18 protein-coding genes are annotated in these 14,767 nt (G+C 34.2%); 12 read left to right on the forward strand and 6 right to left on the reverse strand.

Features of this window, described 5'->3' with window-relative positions; translation table 11 throughout:
- The first annotated feature begins 200 nt into the window (after nt 1-200).
- The gene (locus ACSULM_RS09855) at nt 201-893 is read left to right on the forward strand and encodes an HAD family hydrolase (protein WP_436862441.1); all 693 of its coding nucleotides are present in this window, start codon (nt 201-203) and stop codon (nt 891-893) included.
- Between the two features lie 86 nt (nt 894-979).
- A complete protein-coding gene (locus ACSULM_RS09860) occupies nt 980-1,369 on the forward strand; it encodes a hypothetical protein (protein ID WP_436862442.1) in 390 nt (129 codons plus the stop codon).
- Nucleotides 1,370-1,449: 80 nt separating this feature from the next.
- On the opposite strand, the gene ACSULM_RS09865 is transcribed toward ACSULM_RS09860, so the two are convergent.
- Together ACSULM_RS09865 and ACSULM_RS09870 are read right to left on the reverse strand one after the other, a co-directional pair.
- On the reverse strand, nt 1,450-2,112 hold the full coding sequence (locus tag ACSULM_RS09865; protein ID WP_436862443.1) for a deoxynucleoside kinase: 663 nt from the start codon (nt 2,110-2,112) through the stop codon (nt 1,450-1,452).
- On the reverse strand, nt 2,105-2,722 hold the full coding sequence (locus ACSULM_RS09870) for a deoxynucleoside kinase (RefSeq protein ID WP_436862444.1): 618 nt from the start codon (nt 2,720-2,722) through the stop codon (nt 2,105-2,107). The genes ACSULM_RS09865 and ACSULM_RS09870 overlap by 8 nt, the downstream gene beginning before the upstream one ends.
- A 64-nt stretch (nt 2,723-2,786) precedes the next feature.
- Between ACSULM_RS09870 and tadA the strand changes: the two genes are divergently transcribed.
- The 3 genes from tadA (at nt 2,787) to ACSULM_RS09885 (ending at nt 4,836) form a co-directional block, all read left to right on the forward strand.
- Nucleotides 2,787-3,278 (forward strand): tRNA adenosine(34) deaminase TadA, encoded by a 492-nt coding sequence (gene tadA / locus ACSULM_RS09875; RefSeq protein WP_436862445.1) that lies wholly within the window; start codon nt 2,787-2,789, stop codon nt 3,276-3,278.
- A 100-nt stretch (nt 3,279-3,378) separates the two neighbouring features.
- The gene (locus ACSULM_RS09880) at nt 3,379-4,251 is read left to right on the forward strand and encodes a Cof-type HAD-IIB family hydrolase (RefSeq protein ID WP_436854920.1); all 873 of its coding nucleotides are present in this window, start codon (nt 3,379-3,381) and stop codon (nt 4,249-4,251) included.
- 18 nt (nt 4,252-4,269) lie between these two features.
- A complete protein-coding gene (locus ACSULM_RS09885) occupies nt 4,270-4,836 on the forward strand; it encodes an NADPH-dependent FMN reductase (protein WP_436854921.1) in 567 nt (188 codons plus the stop codon).
- Nucleotides 4,837-4,908: 72 nt separating this feature from the next.
- Here ACSULM_RS09885 and ACSULM_RS09890 read toward each other — a convergent pair whose 3' ends face one another.
- From ACSULM_RS09890 to ACSULM_RS09905, 4 genes are all read right to left on the reverse strand, one after another.
- A complete protein-coding gene (locus tag ACSULM_RS09890; protein WP_436862446.1) occupies nt 4,909-5,244 on the reverse strand; it encodes a transcriptional regulator, SarA/Rot family in 336 nt (111 codons plus the stop codon).
- A 1,581-nt stretch (nt 5,245-6,825) separates the two neighbouring features.
- Nucleotides 6,826-7,704, reverse strand: a complete 879-nt coding sequence (gene folE2, locus ACSULM_RS09895; RefSeq protein WP_436862447.1) for a GTP cyclohydrolase FolE2 — start codon at nt 7,702-7,704, stop codon at nt 6,826-6,828.
- Between the two features lie 14 nt (nt 7,705-7,718).
- Nucleotides 7,719-8,384 (reverse strand): bacillithiol biosynthesis deacetylase BshB2, encoded by a 666-nt coding sequence (gene bshB2, locus ACSULM_RS09900; protein ID WP_436854925.1) that lies wholly within the window; start codon nt 8,382-8,384, stop codon nt 7,719-7,721.
- 13 nt (nt 8,385-8,397) lie between these two features.
- A complete protein-coding gene (locus ACSULM_RS09905; protein WP_436862448.1) occupies nt 8,398-8,757 on the reverse strand; it encodes a YojF family protein in 360 nt (119 codons plus the stop codon).
- Between the two features lie 342 nt (nt 8,758-9,099).
- On the opposite strand from ACSULM_RS09905, the gene nagB reads away from it, so the two are divergent.
- The 7 genes from nagB to ACSULM_RS09940 all read left to right on the forward strand — a co-directional run bounded on the left by nagB (nt 9,100) and on the right by ACSULM_RS09940 (nt 14,627).
- Nucleotides 9,100-9,828, forward strand: coding sequence for a glucosamine-6-phosphate deaminase (nagB, locus tag ACSULM_RS09910; protein ID WP_436862449.1), 729 nt, complete (start codon nt 9,100-9,102; stop codon nt 9,826-9,828).
- 110 nt (nt 9,829-9,938) lie between these two features.
- A complete protein-coding gene (gene hxlA / locus ACSULM_RS09915; protein ID WP_069994239.1) occupies nt 9,939-10,571 on the forward strand; it encodes a 3-hexulose-6-phosphate synthase in 633 nt (210 codons plus the stop codon).
- A 1-nt stretch (nt 10,572) separates the two neighbouring features.
- A complete protein-coding gene (gene hxlB / locus ACSULM_RS09920) occupies nt 10,573-11,121 on the forward strand; it encodes a 6-phospho-3-hexuloisomerase (RefSeq protein ID WP_436862450.1) in 549 nt (182 codons plus the stop codon).
- Between the two features lie 390 nt (nt 11,122-11,511).
- Entirely contained in the window at nt 11,512-12,879 is a 1,368-nt protein-coding gene (locus tag ACSULM_RS09925; RefSeq protein ID WP_436862452.1) for an AMP-binding protein, read from the forward strand.
- 3 nt (nt 12,880-12,882) lie between these two features.
- Nucleotides 12,883-14,025: a thiolase family protein gene (locus tag ACSULM_RS09930; RefSeq protein WP_436862454.1), complete on the forward strand. Its 1,143-nt coding sequence runs from the start codon at nt 12,883-12,885 to the stop codon at nt 14,023-14,025.
- Nucleotides 13,997-14,362: a hypothetical protein gene (locus tag ACSULM_RS09935; RefSeq protein WP_436862456.1), complete on the forward strand. Its 366-nt coding sequence runs from the start codon at nt 13,997-13,999 to the stop codon at nt 14,360-14,362. The genes ACSULM_RS09930 and ACSULM_RS09935 overlap by 29 nt, the downstream gene beginning before the upstream one ends.
- Before the next feature lies 1 nt (nt 14,363).
- Nucleotides 14,364-14,627: a hypothetical protein gene (locus ACSULM_RS09940; protein ID WP_436862458.1), complete on the forward strand. Its 264-nt coding sequence runs from the start codon at nt 14,364-14,366 to the stop codon at nt 14,625-14,627.
- Nucleotides 14,628-14,767 lie beyond the last annotated feature (140 nt).

The following is a 14,767-nucleotide window of genomic DNA, read 5'->3' on the forward strand; positions in this document are numbered from 1 at the left end:
CCATTTGTTTTTGTTGAATGTATGACACAATATATATTGTTGTTGATTATATCCTAACACAACCAATAAGCATTGCAACTTTGCATTATTTTAAAATAAGAAATGTTTAAAGGACATGATTTGTTTAGTGAAACAATTTTGTATTAAAATATAATAGATAATAGATTTTAACTTAGGAATTTATAGGAGCTGTTCACGTAATGAAGTGGATTTTATTTGATAAAGATGGCACGATAATTTATTTTGATCGCAGTTGGATGAAGATTGGATTACAACTTGTCGATGATTTTATGGAAACATATGAGCACAGTATTGAAGATAAGTCAGCAGCATATGCGCATCTAGGTGTAGTAGATGATGAAATATTACCAGGAACAATTATGGCTTCAGGTGCACTGGATGAGATGATACAAGCCTTTTGTGATATAGCGAATCAAGACGTAACGCAATGGGCACAACGTCGTAGTCAAACGTTAGTAGACAATAGAGTGCCAGAAAATGTAGTTGTTGAAGGTATGTCAGAAACCTTGAAAACGTTACAACATCAAGGATATAAGATGGGAATCGTAACGAGTGATTCTAAAAAAGGTGTGGAGCAATTTTTAGAAGTAACTGATTTTGCACATTTCTTTGATGTTGTGATTTCTACGGAAGCGGATGCAGTTGAAAAACCTAATCCAGAAGTGTTGAATCCATTGTTTCAGCAGTACGATGTAGCGCCAGAGGATGTTGTTATTGTTGGTGATACAGCTAATGATATTCAAACGGGTGTTAATGCCAAGTTAGGTTTGAAAATTGCTGTACTGACAGGAGTAGGACTAGAACATGAATTCACACAGGCGGATTATGTTGTTAAGACGGCCAATGAAATTGTAGAGATATTAAATAAGTAGTTGGCTAAGCTAATATAGCATTAGCGATGTGCTCGAGACATACAGTTTAACTGTGTTCCAGTTTCATATGATAATGAGGTGATTGGATGATAGATGGAAAATATGCAGATTATCAATCAGAAACATATAAAGTTGTAGACATTAATGGCAATGAAGTTAAATTAGTGACTGAAGATGCGCACGCTTTAGCAAATGGTTTTGAGGCGGAAACAAGTAAACATACGGCGCATACACTTTATTATAAGCACGTGCCACGTGAAGATATTGATGAATTATACATGTTACAACAGGAAGCGAGATATGCTGGCGCAGTATTTGATTTATACCAAGACACAGAAGGTCAATTATATATCGGCACTGCAGATCAAGATAAAGCGAGTGCGTACGGATTATCACAAACAGTTGATCAGTATTATAGTAAACGCGTAACCGACGATGAAATTGAAAAGATAATTAACCGAAGTCCGATTGAATAAATAATAAGACTAGCGTAACCCAAAAAGCACGAGACTGGGACAAATATGTTGTCCTAGCCTCGTGCCATTTTATATCAAGATTAACGTTGATCGACTTTACGATATGTCTGAATGACATGGCGAATTTTATCGATAACAGGATTTAATGATTCTGGGTCCTCATGTAAATCATATTCATTGATGTTTACACGCACAACTGGACAGGCATTGAATTCGCTAATCCAGTCTTCATAACGTTGGAACAATTTCTTCCAATATGTTGCATCCGTTTCGATTTCCATTTGACGGCCACGTTGTTGGATACGACGTATAACATCGTCGTAATCACATTCTAAATAAATGAGCACATCTGGTTTAGGGAAATACGGTGTCATAACCATTGCATTGAATAATTGCGAATACGTTTCAAAGTCTTCAGGACTCATCGTGCCTTGTTCTTGGTGCATTTTCGCAAAAATATCGACATCTTCATAAATGGAACGGTCTTGGATAAAGCCACCACCATATTCAAACATACGTTTTTGTTCTTTAAAGCGTTCTGCTAAAAAATAAATTTGTAGATGGAAACTCCAACGTTCGAAATCATTATAAAATTTATCTAGATAAGGGTTATGATCTACATTTTCAAAAGATGTTCTAAAGTTAAAACGATCCGCTAAAGCTTTCGTTAGGGTGGATTTACCAACGCCAACGGTACCAGCGATTGTAATAATAGCATCTTGCGGGATACCATAGTTATTCATACTCATGTCCTCCAATCAGTGGGTTCACTAATTCTAAAATATATTGATAATCTTTGTCATATTTCATAAAATCAAGTTGTGTTGTATCTATACGGATGACACGCGCACCATCAGCTTTTAAAGATTCGTAATATGCATTATAGTCATGTTTTAAATTTAATAAATAGTCGTCGGCGATTTGATGTTCAAAACTACGATTACGATGTGCGATGCGTGCTTTTAAAGTTGCTAAATCAGCATCTAAAAAGATAATGATATTAGGCATTTCTAAATCTTCTGTTAAAATATCATAGATTCTTGAAAATTTATTATATTCTGATGAAGTTAAGGTGTTGTTTGCGAAAATTTTATTTTTATGAATGTGATAGTCGCTAACAATACCATCTTCAATTAATGCGAGATCTTGAAATTGCTTGTATCGGTTACATAAAAAGAACATTTCTGTTTGGAAACTCCATTTTGAAATATCTTCGTAAAAATCTGATAGAAAAGGATTTTCTGTAATAATTTCTTTTTCTTCATAAAAGTTATAAGTTTGACTCAGTTTATGTGTTAAAGAAGACTTGCCGACGCCAATCGGGCCTTCCACAGCAATAAATTGTTTTTTCATATTAAACGCTCCAATGTTAAAATAGACAATAAATATTGTACCATATGTGAGGTGTGTGAGATACATGACAAATCATCAATTTTATATGAAGGCTGCCATAGAAGAAGCTAGAAAAGCAGGCGACATAGGAGAAGTACCAATCGGTGCGGTTGTTGTAAAAGATAATGAAATTATTGCACGGGCCCATAATTTACGTGAATCTGCACAAGATCCTACTGCACACGCCGAGCATATCGCGATTCGTAAAGCAGCTATGGTAGTTCAAAGTTGGCGATTAGAAGGATGTCGCTTATATGTGACATTAGAGCCATGTGTGATGTGTGCAGGAAGTATCGTAATGAGTCGAATTCCGCATGTTATCTATGGCGCGAAAGACTCGAAAGGTGGCTGTGCTGGGAGTCTCATGGACCTTTTACAAGAGCCTCGATTTAATCATCGGGCACATGTCGAGACAGGCATTTTAGAAACAGAATGCAGTCAGTTGCTAACAGACTTTTTTAAAAATATAAGAAAACAAAAGAAAATCAGTCGAACAGAGGATAATACAAATGTATAAACATTTGGTAGAATATGATTATGTTACAAAAATGTGGCGAATTCGCACGTAATGTCATTATCTTTGTGTTATCGATTTTACAAAGGAAAGAGGTAAATAAATGATCAATTTAATTGCTACAGATATGGATGGAACGTTATTAAACGCGGCACATGAGATATCAGAAGAGAATATTAAGGCAATCAAATATGCACAATCTCAAGGAATTACAGTCGTTATTGCGACAGGACGTGCGTTTTATGAAGCGAATGCACCTGTAAATCAAACAGATTTGAAACTACCTTATATCTGTTTGAATGGTGCAGAAGTTAGAGATGAGTCGTTTAATATTATGAGTACATCTAATTTAAATCGAGAACTTATCAATAGAATTACGACAGAATTGAAGCACGAAGATATTTATTATCAAGTGTATACAAATTTAGGAATATATACTGAAAACCCACAACGTGATTTGGAAATTTATATTGATATTGCTGAACGTGCAGGTCAAAAAGCGGATGTCGAGAAAATTAAAGCAGGTATTCAAAAACGTATCGACAACGGCACGTTAAAAGTTGTAGAAAACTACGACAAAATTGAAGATACGCCTGGTGAAATTGTGATGAAAATATTAGCTTTTGATAGCGATTTAGACAAAATTGATCGCGTAAGTGAAAAATTGGCGCAATCAGAAAGTCTTGCTATTTCATCATCATCTCGAGGTAATATTGAAATTACGCATTCGGATGCTCAAAAAGGGATAGCATTAGAGACAATAGCAGAACGTCTTAATATTAAAATGGACAACGTGATGGCTATTGGTGACAATATGAATGATATTTCTATGCTAGAACGCGTTGGTTATTCAGTTGCTATGGATAATGCAGCTCCAGAAGTTAAAGAAATTGCTGCTTATACAACTACATCTAATGAAGATAGTGGTGTGGGTAAAGCAATTATGAAATTACTTCAAGATAACAACCAAAAATAGTATGAGGTGGAATTAGTAATGAAAGGATTAATCATAGTAGGTAGTGCCAAAATAGGTTCGCATACAACGGCACTGTCTCAATATTTAAAAGGTCACTTTGAAGAACATGACTTTGAAGTAGATATCTTTGATTTAGCAGAATCTCCAATACATCAATTAGATGTTTCTGGAGCTTCAAATCCTAGCGAAGATTATAAACAAAATCTGCAAACATTGAAAACAAAGGCGCGTGAAGCGGATTTCTTCGTGTTGGGTAGCCCAAATTATCATGGTTCATACTCAGGTATATTAAAAAATGCACTCGATCATTTAACGATGGATGATTTTAAAATGAAACCTGTAGGATTAATTGGTAACAGTGGTGGTATCGTGAGTTCTGAACCATTATCACATTTACGTTTGATTGTACGTTCACTTCTAGGTATCGCTGTACCAACACAAATCGCAACACATGATACAGATTATAAAAAATTAGAGGACGGTACATTTTATTTAGATAACGAAGAGTTTCAATTACGTGCACGCTTATTTGTGGACCAAATTATCTCTTTTGTTAAAAATAGTCCGTACGAACATTTAAAATAATAAGTGTAACTAAATAAGCCACTCAATTCTGTAATAAACAGTATTTGAGTGGCTTAAATATGTTTTGTTGTCTTATTCTATGGTAATTATTGACGATACAATCAACTGATATTGTTCTAATATTTCATTAATACGTTTAAAATCAATGTCATATAAATAAATGCGTCTTTCATCATGTTCATCTCGAGATTTTTTGAAAAGGCCTAAACGACTTAAATTATTAATTTGTATAGAAATAGGTGTGTTATCAATATTTAAGTTGTTTTTGAGTTCTACAGCGTCTATTTTCACTTTATTGAGATATTTAAGTTTATCTAAAATAATAATTTCTAAGAAGCTCAATTTTAAATTTTGTTTTATTGCTCTTTTGATAAGATTACGATGTTCTTCATATAAAATTGTATTCATAGGTGTCTTCTCACTCCATTTTAAATAACGGTTGAATTTAAGAATTCAGCAGTTTAAAAAATTGATTTAGTCTGGTAGATCATGCAGAGTTTTTAATCATTTTAAATAGTGTAGTTTGTGATTGATGTGGTAAATACTTTGAGGTTAATTCAAATAGTTCAAAGGGCATCAAACTAGTGGGCCAACTAATTTGATAAATTCTATATATGTACATTCATGAATATAGTAAATGTCACTTGGAAAATACGTTTCAAATATTGTGTTTTTAGAATTGAGATTTTAAAGAGATATTTTAAGAAGTACAACATTTCTTAGCTGTGATTCATTGATGAAACTTCTATCATAAATGCATAAATAGTTTCACTAAACTTAGTAAAAATGAAATAAAATTTCTGCATAATAATTTTAATATGAAAATTGTATAAATGACATTAGCTAAATTTAATTCTTTACATGCATTGTTTTAAAATTTTTTAATAATCGAGAATTTTATAGCTATTATTTTAATCAAGAGCATCAAAATTTTACACTGACAAATTAGTAGTAAATTTTGTTTAAAAAATAATTTACATGTAAAACGCAGTTATTAGTTAAGAAATAGGGTTGGGACAACGAAATCTTTTTATAAAATTTTATTTCTGTCCTAATTCCTAGGATTACAGAAAAAAGAACGTATCATGAGTGAGACGATATAAAGATAGTTTTTGCATGTGCAAGATGGTACAATTCAACTGTAATTTAATTTAAATTGATGAAAAAGGTGATAGTTAATACTTTTTACATCAAAGAACTAAGTTCGTAAAAATAAAGGAGAATTAAACACTTTACCAGCGCTAGTTTCAAAGTCAATACCCTTTGTATAGATTTCCCTAGATTTTCATGTAATATCATGATATTATGAATTCACAGAAGTCACATGTAAATGTGGGAACTTCTATAATAGATAGAAAAAACACCTAGCCAGGCTGCCAACCAAAGACTAGGTGCAAAAACATAGCACATATTACAGAGGTCTCAAACTCACAATATGTATCACAATCAGCCTATTCAGTTAGGTGCTCTCGTTACTCTAATAACGGGAGCTTATTTTTTTACCTTGTTACACTTATAAACAATATATAGAGTTCCAATAATCTGTAATGCAATTGATAGGTTTATCTCAATATTAATTGTCATGTGTTATCACCTCACAATCACAACCAAATATCATAGCTGTAAAGTGATACACATTTCGTAATAGGCTCTATGTTTTGTAATTTTATTATACATAGTTCTTTGGCTTAATCAATATGTTTGTATAGTAAAACGATACTATGTATTTGCTAAACATTAATTATTAATATTTCAAATTAAAAGGGATGGATTAGGTGTTAAATGTGAATTACGTATAGTGGTATGCTGAACTTAACAAGAAGGGTATTGAAGTTTCATTATAATTATTCGACTACAACTCAAAATATATTACGGGCAAATAAAACGTAAATAACCCCTTCGCAGTATTTCGCGAAGGGGTTGTCTACGTTAAGAAAGTCTGGGACATAAATAGATGTCCCACTCGCTTGTATATTAAAAAAATGTATATTATTTTCTATATTTTAGTTTGGCGAATGCGTCATGTTGATGAATTGATTCTTCATTACGACATTCGATATCAAATCCGTCTAGCCATTCAAAATCTACCAAATCAGCAGCAATTAAGCGTATTAAATCTTCAACAAACCTTGGATTTTCATAAGCGCGTTCTGTAACACTTTTTTCGTCAGGACGTTTCAAAATAGGATATAATACTGAACTTGCATTTGCTTCCATAGCATCTAAAATCGTATCTTTATAGTCTTCAGTCAAAGCTGCATCTTTATTAATGTAAGCTTTAACTGTGACGATACCGCGTTGATTGTGCGCTGAATATTCACTGATTTCTTTTGAACAAGGGCAGAGCGTTGTGACTGCAGCCTCAATCGTAATTTCTTTGCGCGTTACATCTTTTTGATCGATAGCCAAACCATAAGTGACATCTGCATGACCAACAGCTTTAATCTGAGTCACTGGACTGTAGCGGTCAAAGAACCATTTTGCAGAAACATCTAAACCAGCGGCATTTTGATTCATATTTTTTTGTAAACTGCGTAATACTTGATAAAGTGTATCGAAGTCTAACTCAATACCGTTATTATAGTGTTTTTCGACACTTTCTAAAATACGGCTCATATTGATACCTTTTTCATCTAAATTCAAACTTGTTGAAAAGCTAAAGTTTCCAGCTGATTGGAAACGATCAACAAATACAGGATAAATTAGGTTTTTGATACCTACTTCTTCAATTTCAAATAAAAAGTTTTTATTTGTGCTTTGTAAGTCTTTCATTTCTTCTTTAATCGTTGGTTTCGTACCTTCAATTGGGTCAACGGAGCCGAAATGTTTCCATCGACCTTCACGTGTAGATAAGTCAAATTCTGTCATGCTATTGCCTCCACTTAAGATTCAAAGTTATAAGTCCAATAAGGTTCTACTTCTAAGAAACTGTGAGCTTCTCCAGACACTTCTGGCGTTGCCAGTTGTTTCAGGAATGGTCCTGTTTGAGATGCGTGCGCCTCAAATGCGCGAAGTTTTACCTCTTTATAATCACTGATCTCATTTAGAATATCAGGGGCACCTAATTTTTCAGATGCATCATTACTAAATGCTACAAGTTGTAAACGTGGTCTTTCAGATGCGGGCATACGACCTACTGTTCTAACGACTGCCTCAGCCGTGGCTTCATGGTCTGGATGTACTGCGAATTGAGGATAGAAAGAAATAATGACAGATGGTTGTAATTCATCAATTAATGATTTGACCATTGCATCCATTTCATCATGTGGCTCAAATTCTACAGTTTTATCGCGCAATCCCATTTTCCGTAAATCTGTAATGCCAATTGCATCCATTGCGTCTTCTAATTCTTTTTCACGAATATCCGGTAATGTTTCGCGTGTTGCAAAAGGTGGGTTTCCTAAATTACGGCCCATTTGACCTAAAGTTAAACATGCATATGTGACCGGTACTCCATTATCAATATAGCGTGCTAATGTGCCAGCAGATGAGAAAGATTCATCATCTGGGTGTGGAAAAATCACTAATACTTGACGTTCCTCTGACATGATATATCCCTCCTTAAGCTTTAAATGGTTGCGTGCTAATTTCTAGAGCAGCTGCCAATTGTCCTTCGTAGTTAAATCCAGCTAATAGAAATTCGCCATTATCATTGATTTCATAATGTGTTAAACCTTGAACATATACCCAACCATTGTCTTTCAGTTTAAGTCCAACGCGAAATGGGTCTTTGTTGCCACCTTTAAGTTGTGCGTGTTCAAAGGTAACTTGTATGTTTCGTAAAAAGGTGCCTGCATTAAATACACGTTGATCAAAATGTGCGGCATATGCACCATTTGTTGTTTCAACATGCAGGTAGACCGCTTTATTTTCAAAAGATGAAAGTAAAGATTGCACGTAAGATGGGTCTATTTTTTCCAAATGATAGCCTCCTTGTATTTAAAATTCATTTATCGAATAGTCTTCATTTAATATTTGTTGAAAATAGTCTATGTCTTAGTTTAAACTGACTCGACTACATTTTCTACCACAAAAGTGAATTTTATAAATTATGCGTGAATTTTTGTTTATCTATCTATTTTACTAAAAAAGTGATAATAAATGTATCACTCTGCTCAATTATCGGGAAATTCTTTATTATTTATAGTAATTGAGTTATAGATTTCAATTGCTTTAATTCGCCAAAGAAACACGTATAATGAATCTTGTAATAGAAGAGTTGTGAAGTTCGATAGTATTTACTAATTTATGGGGGTAATGTAAATGAAGATAACAAATCTTGGGACACGTAGATATGCTTCGTTCTATGTGGCGTGCGAATTATATAAGCAAATGAGCCAACAGAGCCACAGTAAATTGGGATTGGCTACAGGTGGTACAATGGTAGACATGTATCAATTTCTAGTGGATTTATTGCACAAAAATCAATTGGATGTCAGTCACGTTGAAACGTTTAATTTAGATGAATACGTGGGGCTCGATACGCAACACGAGCAAAGTTATCACAGTTATATGGATAAGATGTTATTTAAGCAATATCCGCATTTTAATATAGAACGAACACATATTCCAAATGGGAATGCAGATGATTTAAATGCTGAAGCACAACGATACGAAGCTTTAATTAACCAAATAGGACCAGTCGATATCCAAATATTAGGTATCGGTGAAAATGGACATATCGGTTTCAATGAACCTGGTACAGATGTTAATAGCGCGACACATGTTGTGAATTTAACTGAAAGTACAATTCGTGCCAATAGTCGCTATTTTAATAATGAAAATGAAGTGCCGAAACAAGCAGTTTCCATGGGATTATCTACGATTTTGAAAGCGCAAAGAATTATTTTGTTAGCATTTGGAGAAAAGAAAAGAGCGGCTATAGAGCAGTTGACACGTAACGAGGTTAATAGTGATATTCCAGCATCCATCTTACACGCTCATCCAAATGTTGAAATTTATGTTGATGACGAAGCGGCACCAAGATCATAGCATATCGTTTTAAATTTTAAGAAACGGGTAGACATTTTAAGTGAAAGATTTTAAATAATCAGAGTCATTAAAGGACTTTAATCATTTATTTCAAGAAGGGACGGATCATATTGGAATTACAACTTGCAATTGATTTATTAAATAAAGAAGAAGCAGCAGAACTTGCAAATAAAGTTAAAGATTATGTAGATATTGTAGAAATTGGTACACCAATTGTTATTAATGAAGGTTTACCAGCAGTTCAACATTTAAATGATAATATTGATGGCGTTAAGGTCTTAGCAGACTTGAAAATTATGGATGCAGCAGACTACGAAGTGAGCCAAGCGATTAAATTTGGCGCAGATGTTGTTACGATTTTAGGTGTAGCTGAAGACGCATCAATCAAAGCTGCAGTTGAAGAAGCACATAAAAATGGCAAAGAATTATTAGTGGATATGATTGCCGTGCAAGATTTACAAAAACGTGCAAAAGAATTAGATGAATTAGGTGCTGATTATATTGCGGTGCATACAGGTTATGATTTACAAGCTGAAGGTGAATCACCATTAGAAAGTCTTCGCCAAGTAAAATCAGTTATCAATAATTCTAAAGTTGCAGTAATTGGCGGTATTAAACCAGATACTATTAAAGAAGTTGTGGCTGAAGAACCAGACTTAGTTGTAGTTGGTGGCGGAATTGCGAATGCAGACGACCCAGTTGCAGCAGCAAAACAATGTAAAGATGCGATTGAAGGCAGATAATATGACTGAGATCACAAATTATCGTCTAATCTTAGATGAATTAGCAAATACACTTAACCATATAAAAGATAGTGAAGCTGAAACCTTTGTATCAAAAATCGTTGACGCGAGACAGATTTTTGTAGCAGGTAAAGGGCGTTCAGGCTTTGTGGCTAATGGTTTTGCAATGCGTTTGAATCAATTAGGAAAAAGAGCGCATGTCATTGGTGAATCAACGACGCCTTCAATTTCTGAAAAGGATTTATTTATCGTCATTTCAGGCTCTGGTTCAACTGCACACTTAAAATTACTGACAGACAAAGCGCAAGATGTGGGTGCTGAGGTTGTACTATTAACAACAAAACCAGATTCGGATATTGGCGAACGTGCTGATGCAGTAATAGAATTGCCAGCAGGCACTAAATACGATGCTGAAGGTTCATCACAACCATTAGGTAGTTTGTTTGAGCAAGCATCACAAATCTTTTTAGATAGTATTGTCTTAGATTTGATGCCTAAACTCAAAATAGATGAAACGATGATGCAACAGAATCATGCAAATTTAGAATAACAGAAGTATAGTGTATTAAATTTGAATCTATATTAAAAACCAAAAATTAATTTAAGCTGCGAAGCAATCTATGAACTAGGTTAGTTTCGCAGCTATTTTTTTAATTTATTTTAGATAGTGGATGAAAGGTTATGGAATCGAACACTAAGTTTAACAGGGTTTTCTGTTAATTATATAAAAAAATGGGATTGGTAACCACAATGAGACTGATTTTGAAATATAAATGGTTATTGTAGGCAAAAATAAGATTTAATATGCCGTAAAAATGGGATGGTTATGACATTGAGCGCCATTTTGATTTTTGATTAAACTTAGAGTTAATAAACGAGCGAAATTTAGGTCGTAATGTTAACATGATTTATATAATAGTTTACAAAGAGTGGGATGAAGATGCCAAAATTACTAAAGCAGATACAATATTTTTCAAAAATAGCACCTAATCGCAGTGCCTTGTGTTTTGGGTCAGATAGAATTACATACGGACAGCTTAACGATGAAATCAATCGACTTGAGCTACAACTAACTCAAATACCTAAGGAGAGCTTTGTGGGGCTCATCGTTCAGAAACCTAGAATGACTATGATCTTATACTTGGCATTATTGAAGCACGACTGTGTACCATGTGTCATTGATATTCGATGGTCCCAAAAGCAAATTGATCAGATTGTGGCGCAATACAGCATTCCATATCTCATTAATGATGATTTAGAAATAACAGCTACGGATGAACTTCACAATGTATTGGAATGGCGTCGAGACTTATTACATATTGGATTTACTTCTGGAACGACAGGTCTGCCAAAAGCATATTATCGGGATGAACGTTCGTGGATTGCATCCTATGAGGCGACCGAAACCTTAATGAAAGATACGGTACATACATTAATAGCACCTGGACCATTATCGCATTCACTATCACTATTTGTGTGTGTGTTTGCTTTATATAGTGGGAGAAGTTTTATTGGTCAAGAACAGTTTGATGGATGGTTATTATTAGAAGCAATAGGCCAAGAGCCACAAGACAACGCAAGTGCCTTATTTGTTGTACCGACGATGCTTGTTGCATGCTTTGATGCTCACAAAGCCATACAAAAATTGCGCTATGTGTTTACTACAGGTGATAAATTGTCGGATCAAGTCAGAGAGAAAGTGTATAAATATTTTCCACATGCGCTGCTTATTGAATTTTTCGGAACATCAGAAGCAAGCTTTATTAGTTATAACTATCATAATGAAGCACCCACAGCATCTGTTGGTAAGCCATTTCCAAATGTCGAAATTCAACTTGAACAGCAAGATTCACAAGGTATAGGACAATTGAATATTAGAAGTGATATGACATTTAGTGGGTATGTTTTGGATGAGTTTAGTAAAAACGATTGGATTAGTGTTGGAGATTTCGCTTCTATAGATCAACAGGGCTATTTGTATTTACATGGTAGGCAACATGACCGCATGATTATTGGGGGACGAAATGTGTATCCTCATGAGATAGAAAATGTTGCCAAAGCTTATCCAGAAATAGATGAAGTGGTGTTGTTGAGTGAGCCACATTCGAAGTTTGGAGAAATTGCAGTATTACTTTATGTAGGTAAGACCAAAATTGCTTATAAAGAGATGAGTGCCTTTTTTAGCAAGCACTTGGCTAGATACCAAATACCATCAAAAATAATTAAAATACAACAAATGTCTTATACACAAAGTGGGAAAATTGCACGTAATACAATGAAACAGCGCTATATGAAAGGAGATTTTTAAAATATGAAAGATATTGTCATAGTAGCAGCAAAACGGACACCATTTGGTAAATATGGAGGTGCGTTCAAACATATAGAACCAGAAAATTTATTGAAGCCATTATTTGATTATTTTTCAGCGCAATACCCTGAAACTATGGCTGACGTAGATGATGTTATCTTAGGTAATGTCATTGGTAATGGTGGCAATATTGCGAGAAAAGCGTTACTTGAGGCAGGACTGAACACACAAATTCCTGGACTTACCGTGGATAGACAATGTGGTTCTGGATTAGAGTCAATTATGCAAGCATGCAGAATGATTCAATCTGGTGCAGGTTCAATTTATATTGCAGGTGGTGTAGAAAGTACAAGTCGTGCACCTTGGAAGATTAAGCGTCCGCAATCTGTCTACGAGACGCAGTTACCTGAATTTTATGAGCGGGCATCATTTGCACCCGATGGTCAAGACCCATCCATGATTGAAGCAGCTGAAAATGTAGCGCAAACATACAATATTAGCAGAGAGGATCAAGACAGCTACGCTTATCAAAGTCATAGAAAAACGATTAAGGCGTACCAACAACACATTATTTCCCGAGAAATACTTCCAATGCGTGTGAAAGGAGAAACATTACATCAAGACGAGAGCATTAAATCGCATTTAGATGAACGATTACTAAGCCGATTGAAACCATTAATAGCAGGTGGTTCTGTGTCTGCAGGTAATTGTTGTATGAAGAATGATGGTGCGGTACTTTTACTTATTATGGATAAAACAACGGCACTTGCCCACGGATTTACGAGTGGTTTGTCATTTAAATTAGGTGTGACTGTGGGTGTTGATCCAAAACTCTTAGGCATTGGGCCTGTGTCAGCAGTAACGCAATTATTGACTAATAGTGAATACAATATGAATGATATTGACGCAGTGGAATTAAATGAAGCCTTTGCTTCGCAAGTCTTAGCGAGTCAGAGAAGATTAAATATTCCTATTGAGAAACTTAATATCCATGGTGGGGCAATAGCTACAGGTCATCCTTATGGTGCGAGTGGTGCTGCACTGGTGACACGTTTATTTTATATGGAAAATCATAACAGAACCATTGCTACGATGGGAATTGGGGGAGGAATGGGAAATGCAGCCCTATTTGAACGATGGTCATGAAGCTAATATAATCCAGTTTGATGTTGAAGAAGTAGATGCATATAAACAATTATTTAATGATACTTCTCCGTCTAATCTAGTACCGCCATTATATTGTGCCAAATTATGGCCCCAGTTTGAATTGTTTCAGTCATTTATGAAAAAAGCAATATTATTGAAAGAAACCCAAGTTACTCAAATATATGATTTAGAAGTAAATTCACACTATTTAGCAAAAATTTACATAATAGAACAGAAGAAAGTACGACAATTTATGAAATATATCTTAAAATTAGAAATTAATAAAAATGAATATAACTGTATAACTATTACTCAAACTTTCATGGAGAGAATTTAAAATGATTCAAATAACAAGAGAAACAGTTGAACAATATTTGAAATTAACCAATGATCAAAATCCTATACACGATCAAATTGCACCTGGACAAATGGTCGCACAATTAATAATTTCACAACTACAATTAGATTGGTCCTCATTTAAAATTAAATATGTGGAAAGTATTGAAATAAATGAAATTATTAATTATAAGTATAACGCTGATAATAAGGTGATTGTGTCGAATGAATATGGGAAAATTAGGATGAAAATTTTTAAAAATTAAAAATAGAAAACGATGTCCAAACATATAAAATATCTATATAAAAATGTTTTTAAATAAAAAGACATGTCATATTTAATATACATTTTATGTATAAAAATTTATGAATAATACTTTTTGAATCGCAAAACAGTTTGACAATA

Origin of the sequence: Staphylococcus caeli, assembly GCF_051413795.1 — a bacterium.
Lineage (GTDB): Bacteria > Bacillota > Bacilli > Staphylococcales > Staphylococcaceae > Staphylococcus > Staphylococcus caeli_A.

Excerpts from the sequence above, each read along its gene's own strand:
- ACSULM_RS09880 (WP_436854920.1), top strand. The coding sequence starts at position 3,379 with ATGATCAATTTAATTGCTACAGATATGGATGGAACGTTATTAAACGCG.
- ACSULM_RS09860 (WP_436862442.1), top strand. The coding sequence starts at position 980 with ATGATAGATGGAAAATATGCAGATTATCAATCAGAAACATATAAAGTT.
- hxlB (WP_436862450.1), top strand. The coding sequence starts at position 10,573 with ATGACTGAGATCACAAATTATCGTCTAATCTTAGATGAATTAGCAAAT.
- ACSULM_RS09940 (WP_436862458.1), top strand. The coding sequence starts at position 14,364 with ATGATTCAAATAACAAGAGAAACAGTTGAACAATATTTGAAATTAACC.
- ACSULM_RS09930 (WP_436862454.1), top strand. The coding sequence starts at position 12,883 with ATGAAAGATATTGTCATAGTAGCAGCAAAACGGACACCATTTGGTAAA.
- ACSULM_RS09935 (WP_436862456.1), top strand. The coding sequence starts at position 13,997 with ATGCAGCCCTATTTGAACGATGGTCATGAAGCTAATATAATCCAGTTT.
- tadA (WP_436862445.1), top strand. The coding sequence starts at position 2,787 with ATGACAAATCATCAATTTTATATGAAGGCTGCCATAGAAGAAGCTAGA.
- ACSULM_RS09890 (WP_436862446.1), bottom strand. The coding sequence starts at position 5,244 with ATGAATACAATTTTATATGAAGAACATCGTAATCTTATCAAAAGAGCA.
- ACSULM_RS09925 (WP_436862452.1), top strand. The coding sequence starts at position 11,512 with ATGCCAAAATTACTAAAGCAGATACAATATTTTTCAAAAATAGCACCT.
- ACSULM_RS09855 (WP_436862441.1), top strand. The coding sequence starts at position 201 with ATGAAGTGGATTTTATTTGATAAAGATGGCACGATAATTTATTTTGAT.
- folE2 (WP_436862447.1), bottom strand. The coding sequence starts at position 7,704 with ATGACAGAATTTGACTTATCTACACGTGAAGGTCGATGGAAACATTTC.
- ACSULM_RS09885 (WP_436854921.1), top strand. The coding sequence starts at position 4,270 with ATGAAAGGATTAATCATAGTAGGTAGTGCCAAAATAGGTTCGCATACA.
- bshB2 (WP_436854925.1), bottom strand. The coding sequence starts at position 8,384 with ATGTCAGAGGAACGTCAAGTATTAGTGATTTTTCCACACCCAGATGAT.
- nagB (WP_436862449.1), top strand. The coding sequence starts at position 9,100 with ATGAAGATAACAAATCTTGGGACACGTAGATATGCTTCGTTCTATGTG.
- ACSULM_RS09870 (WP_436862444.1), bottom strand. The coding sequence starts at position 2,722 with ATGAAAAAACAATTTATTGCTGTGGAAGGCCCGATTGGCGTCGGCAAG.
- ACSULM_RS09865 (WP_436862443.1), bottom strand. The coding sequence starts at position 2,112 with ATGAATAACTATGGTATCCCGCAAGATGCTATTATTACAATCGCTGGT.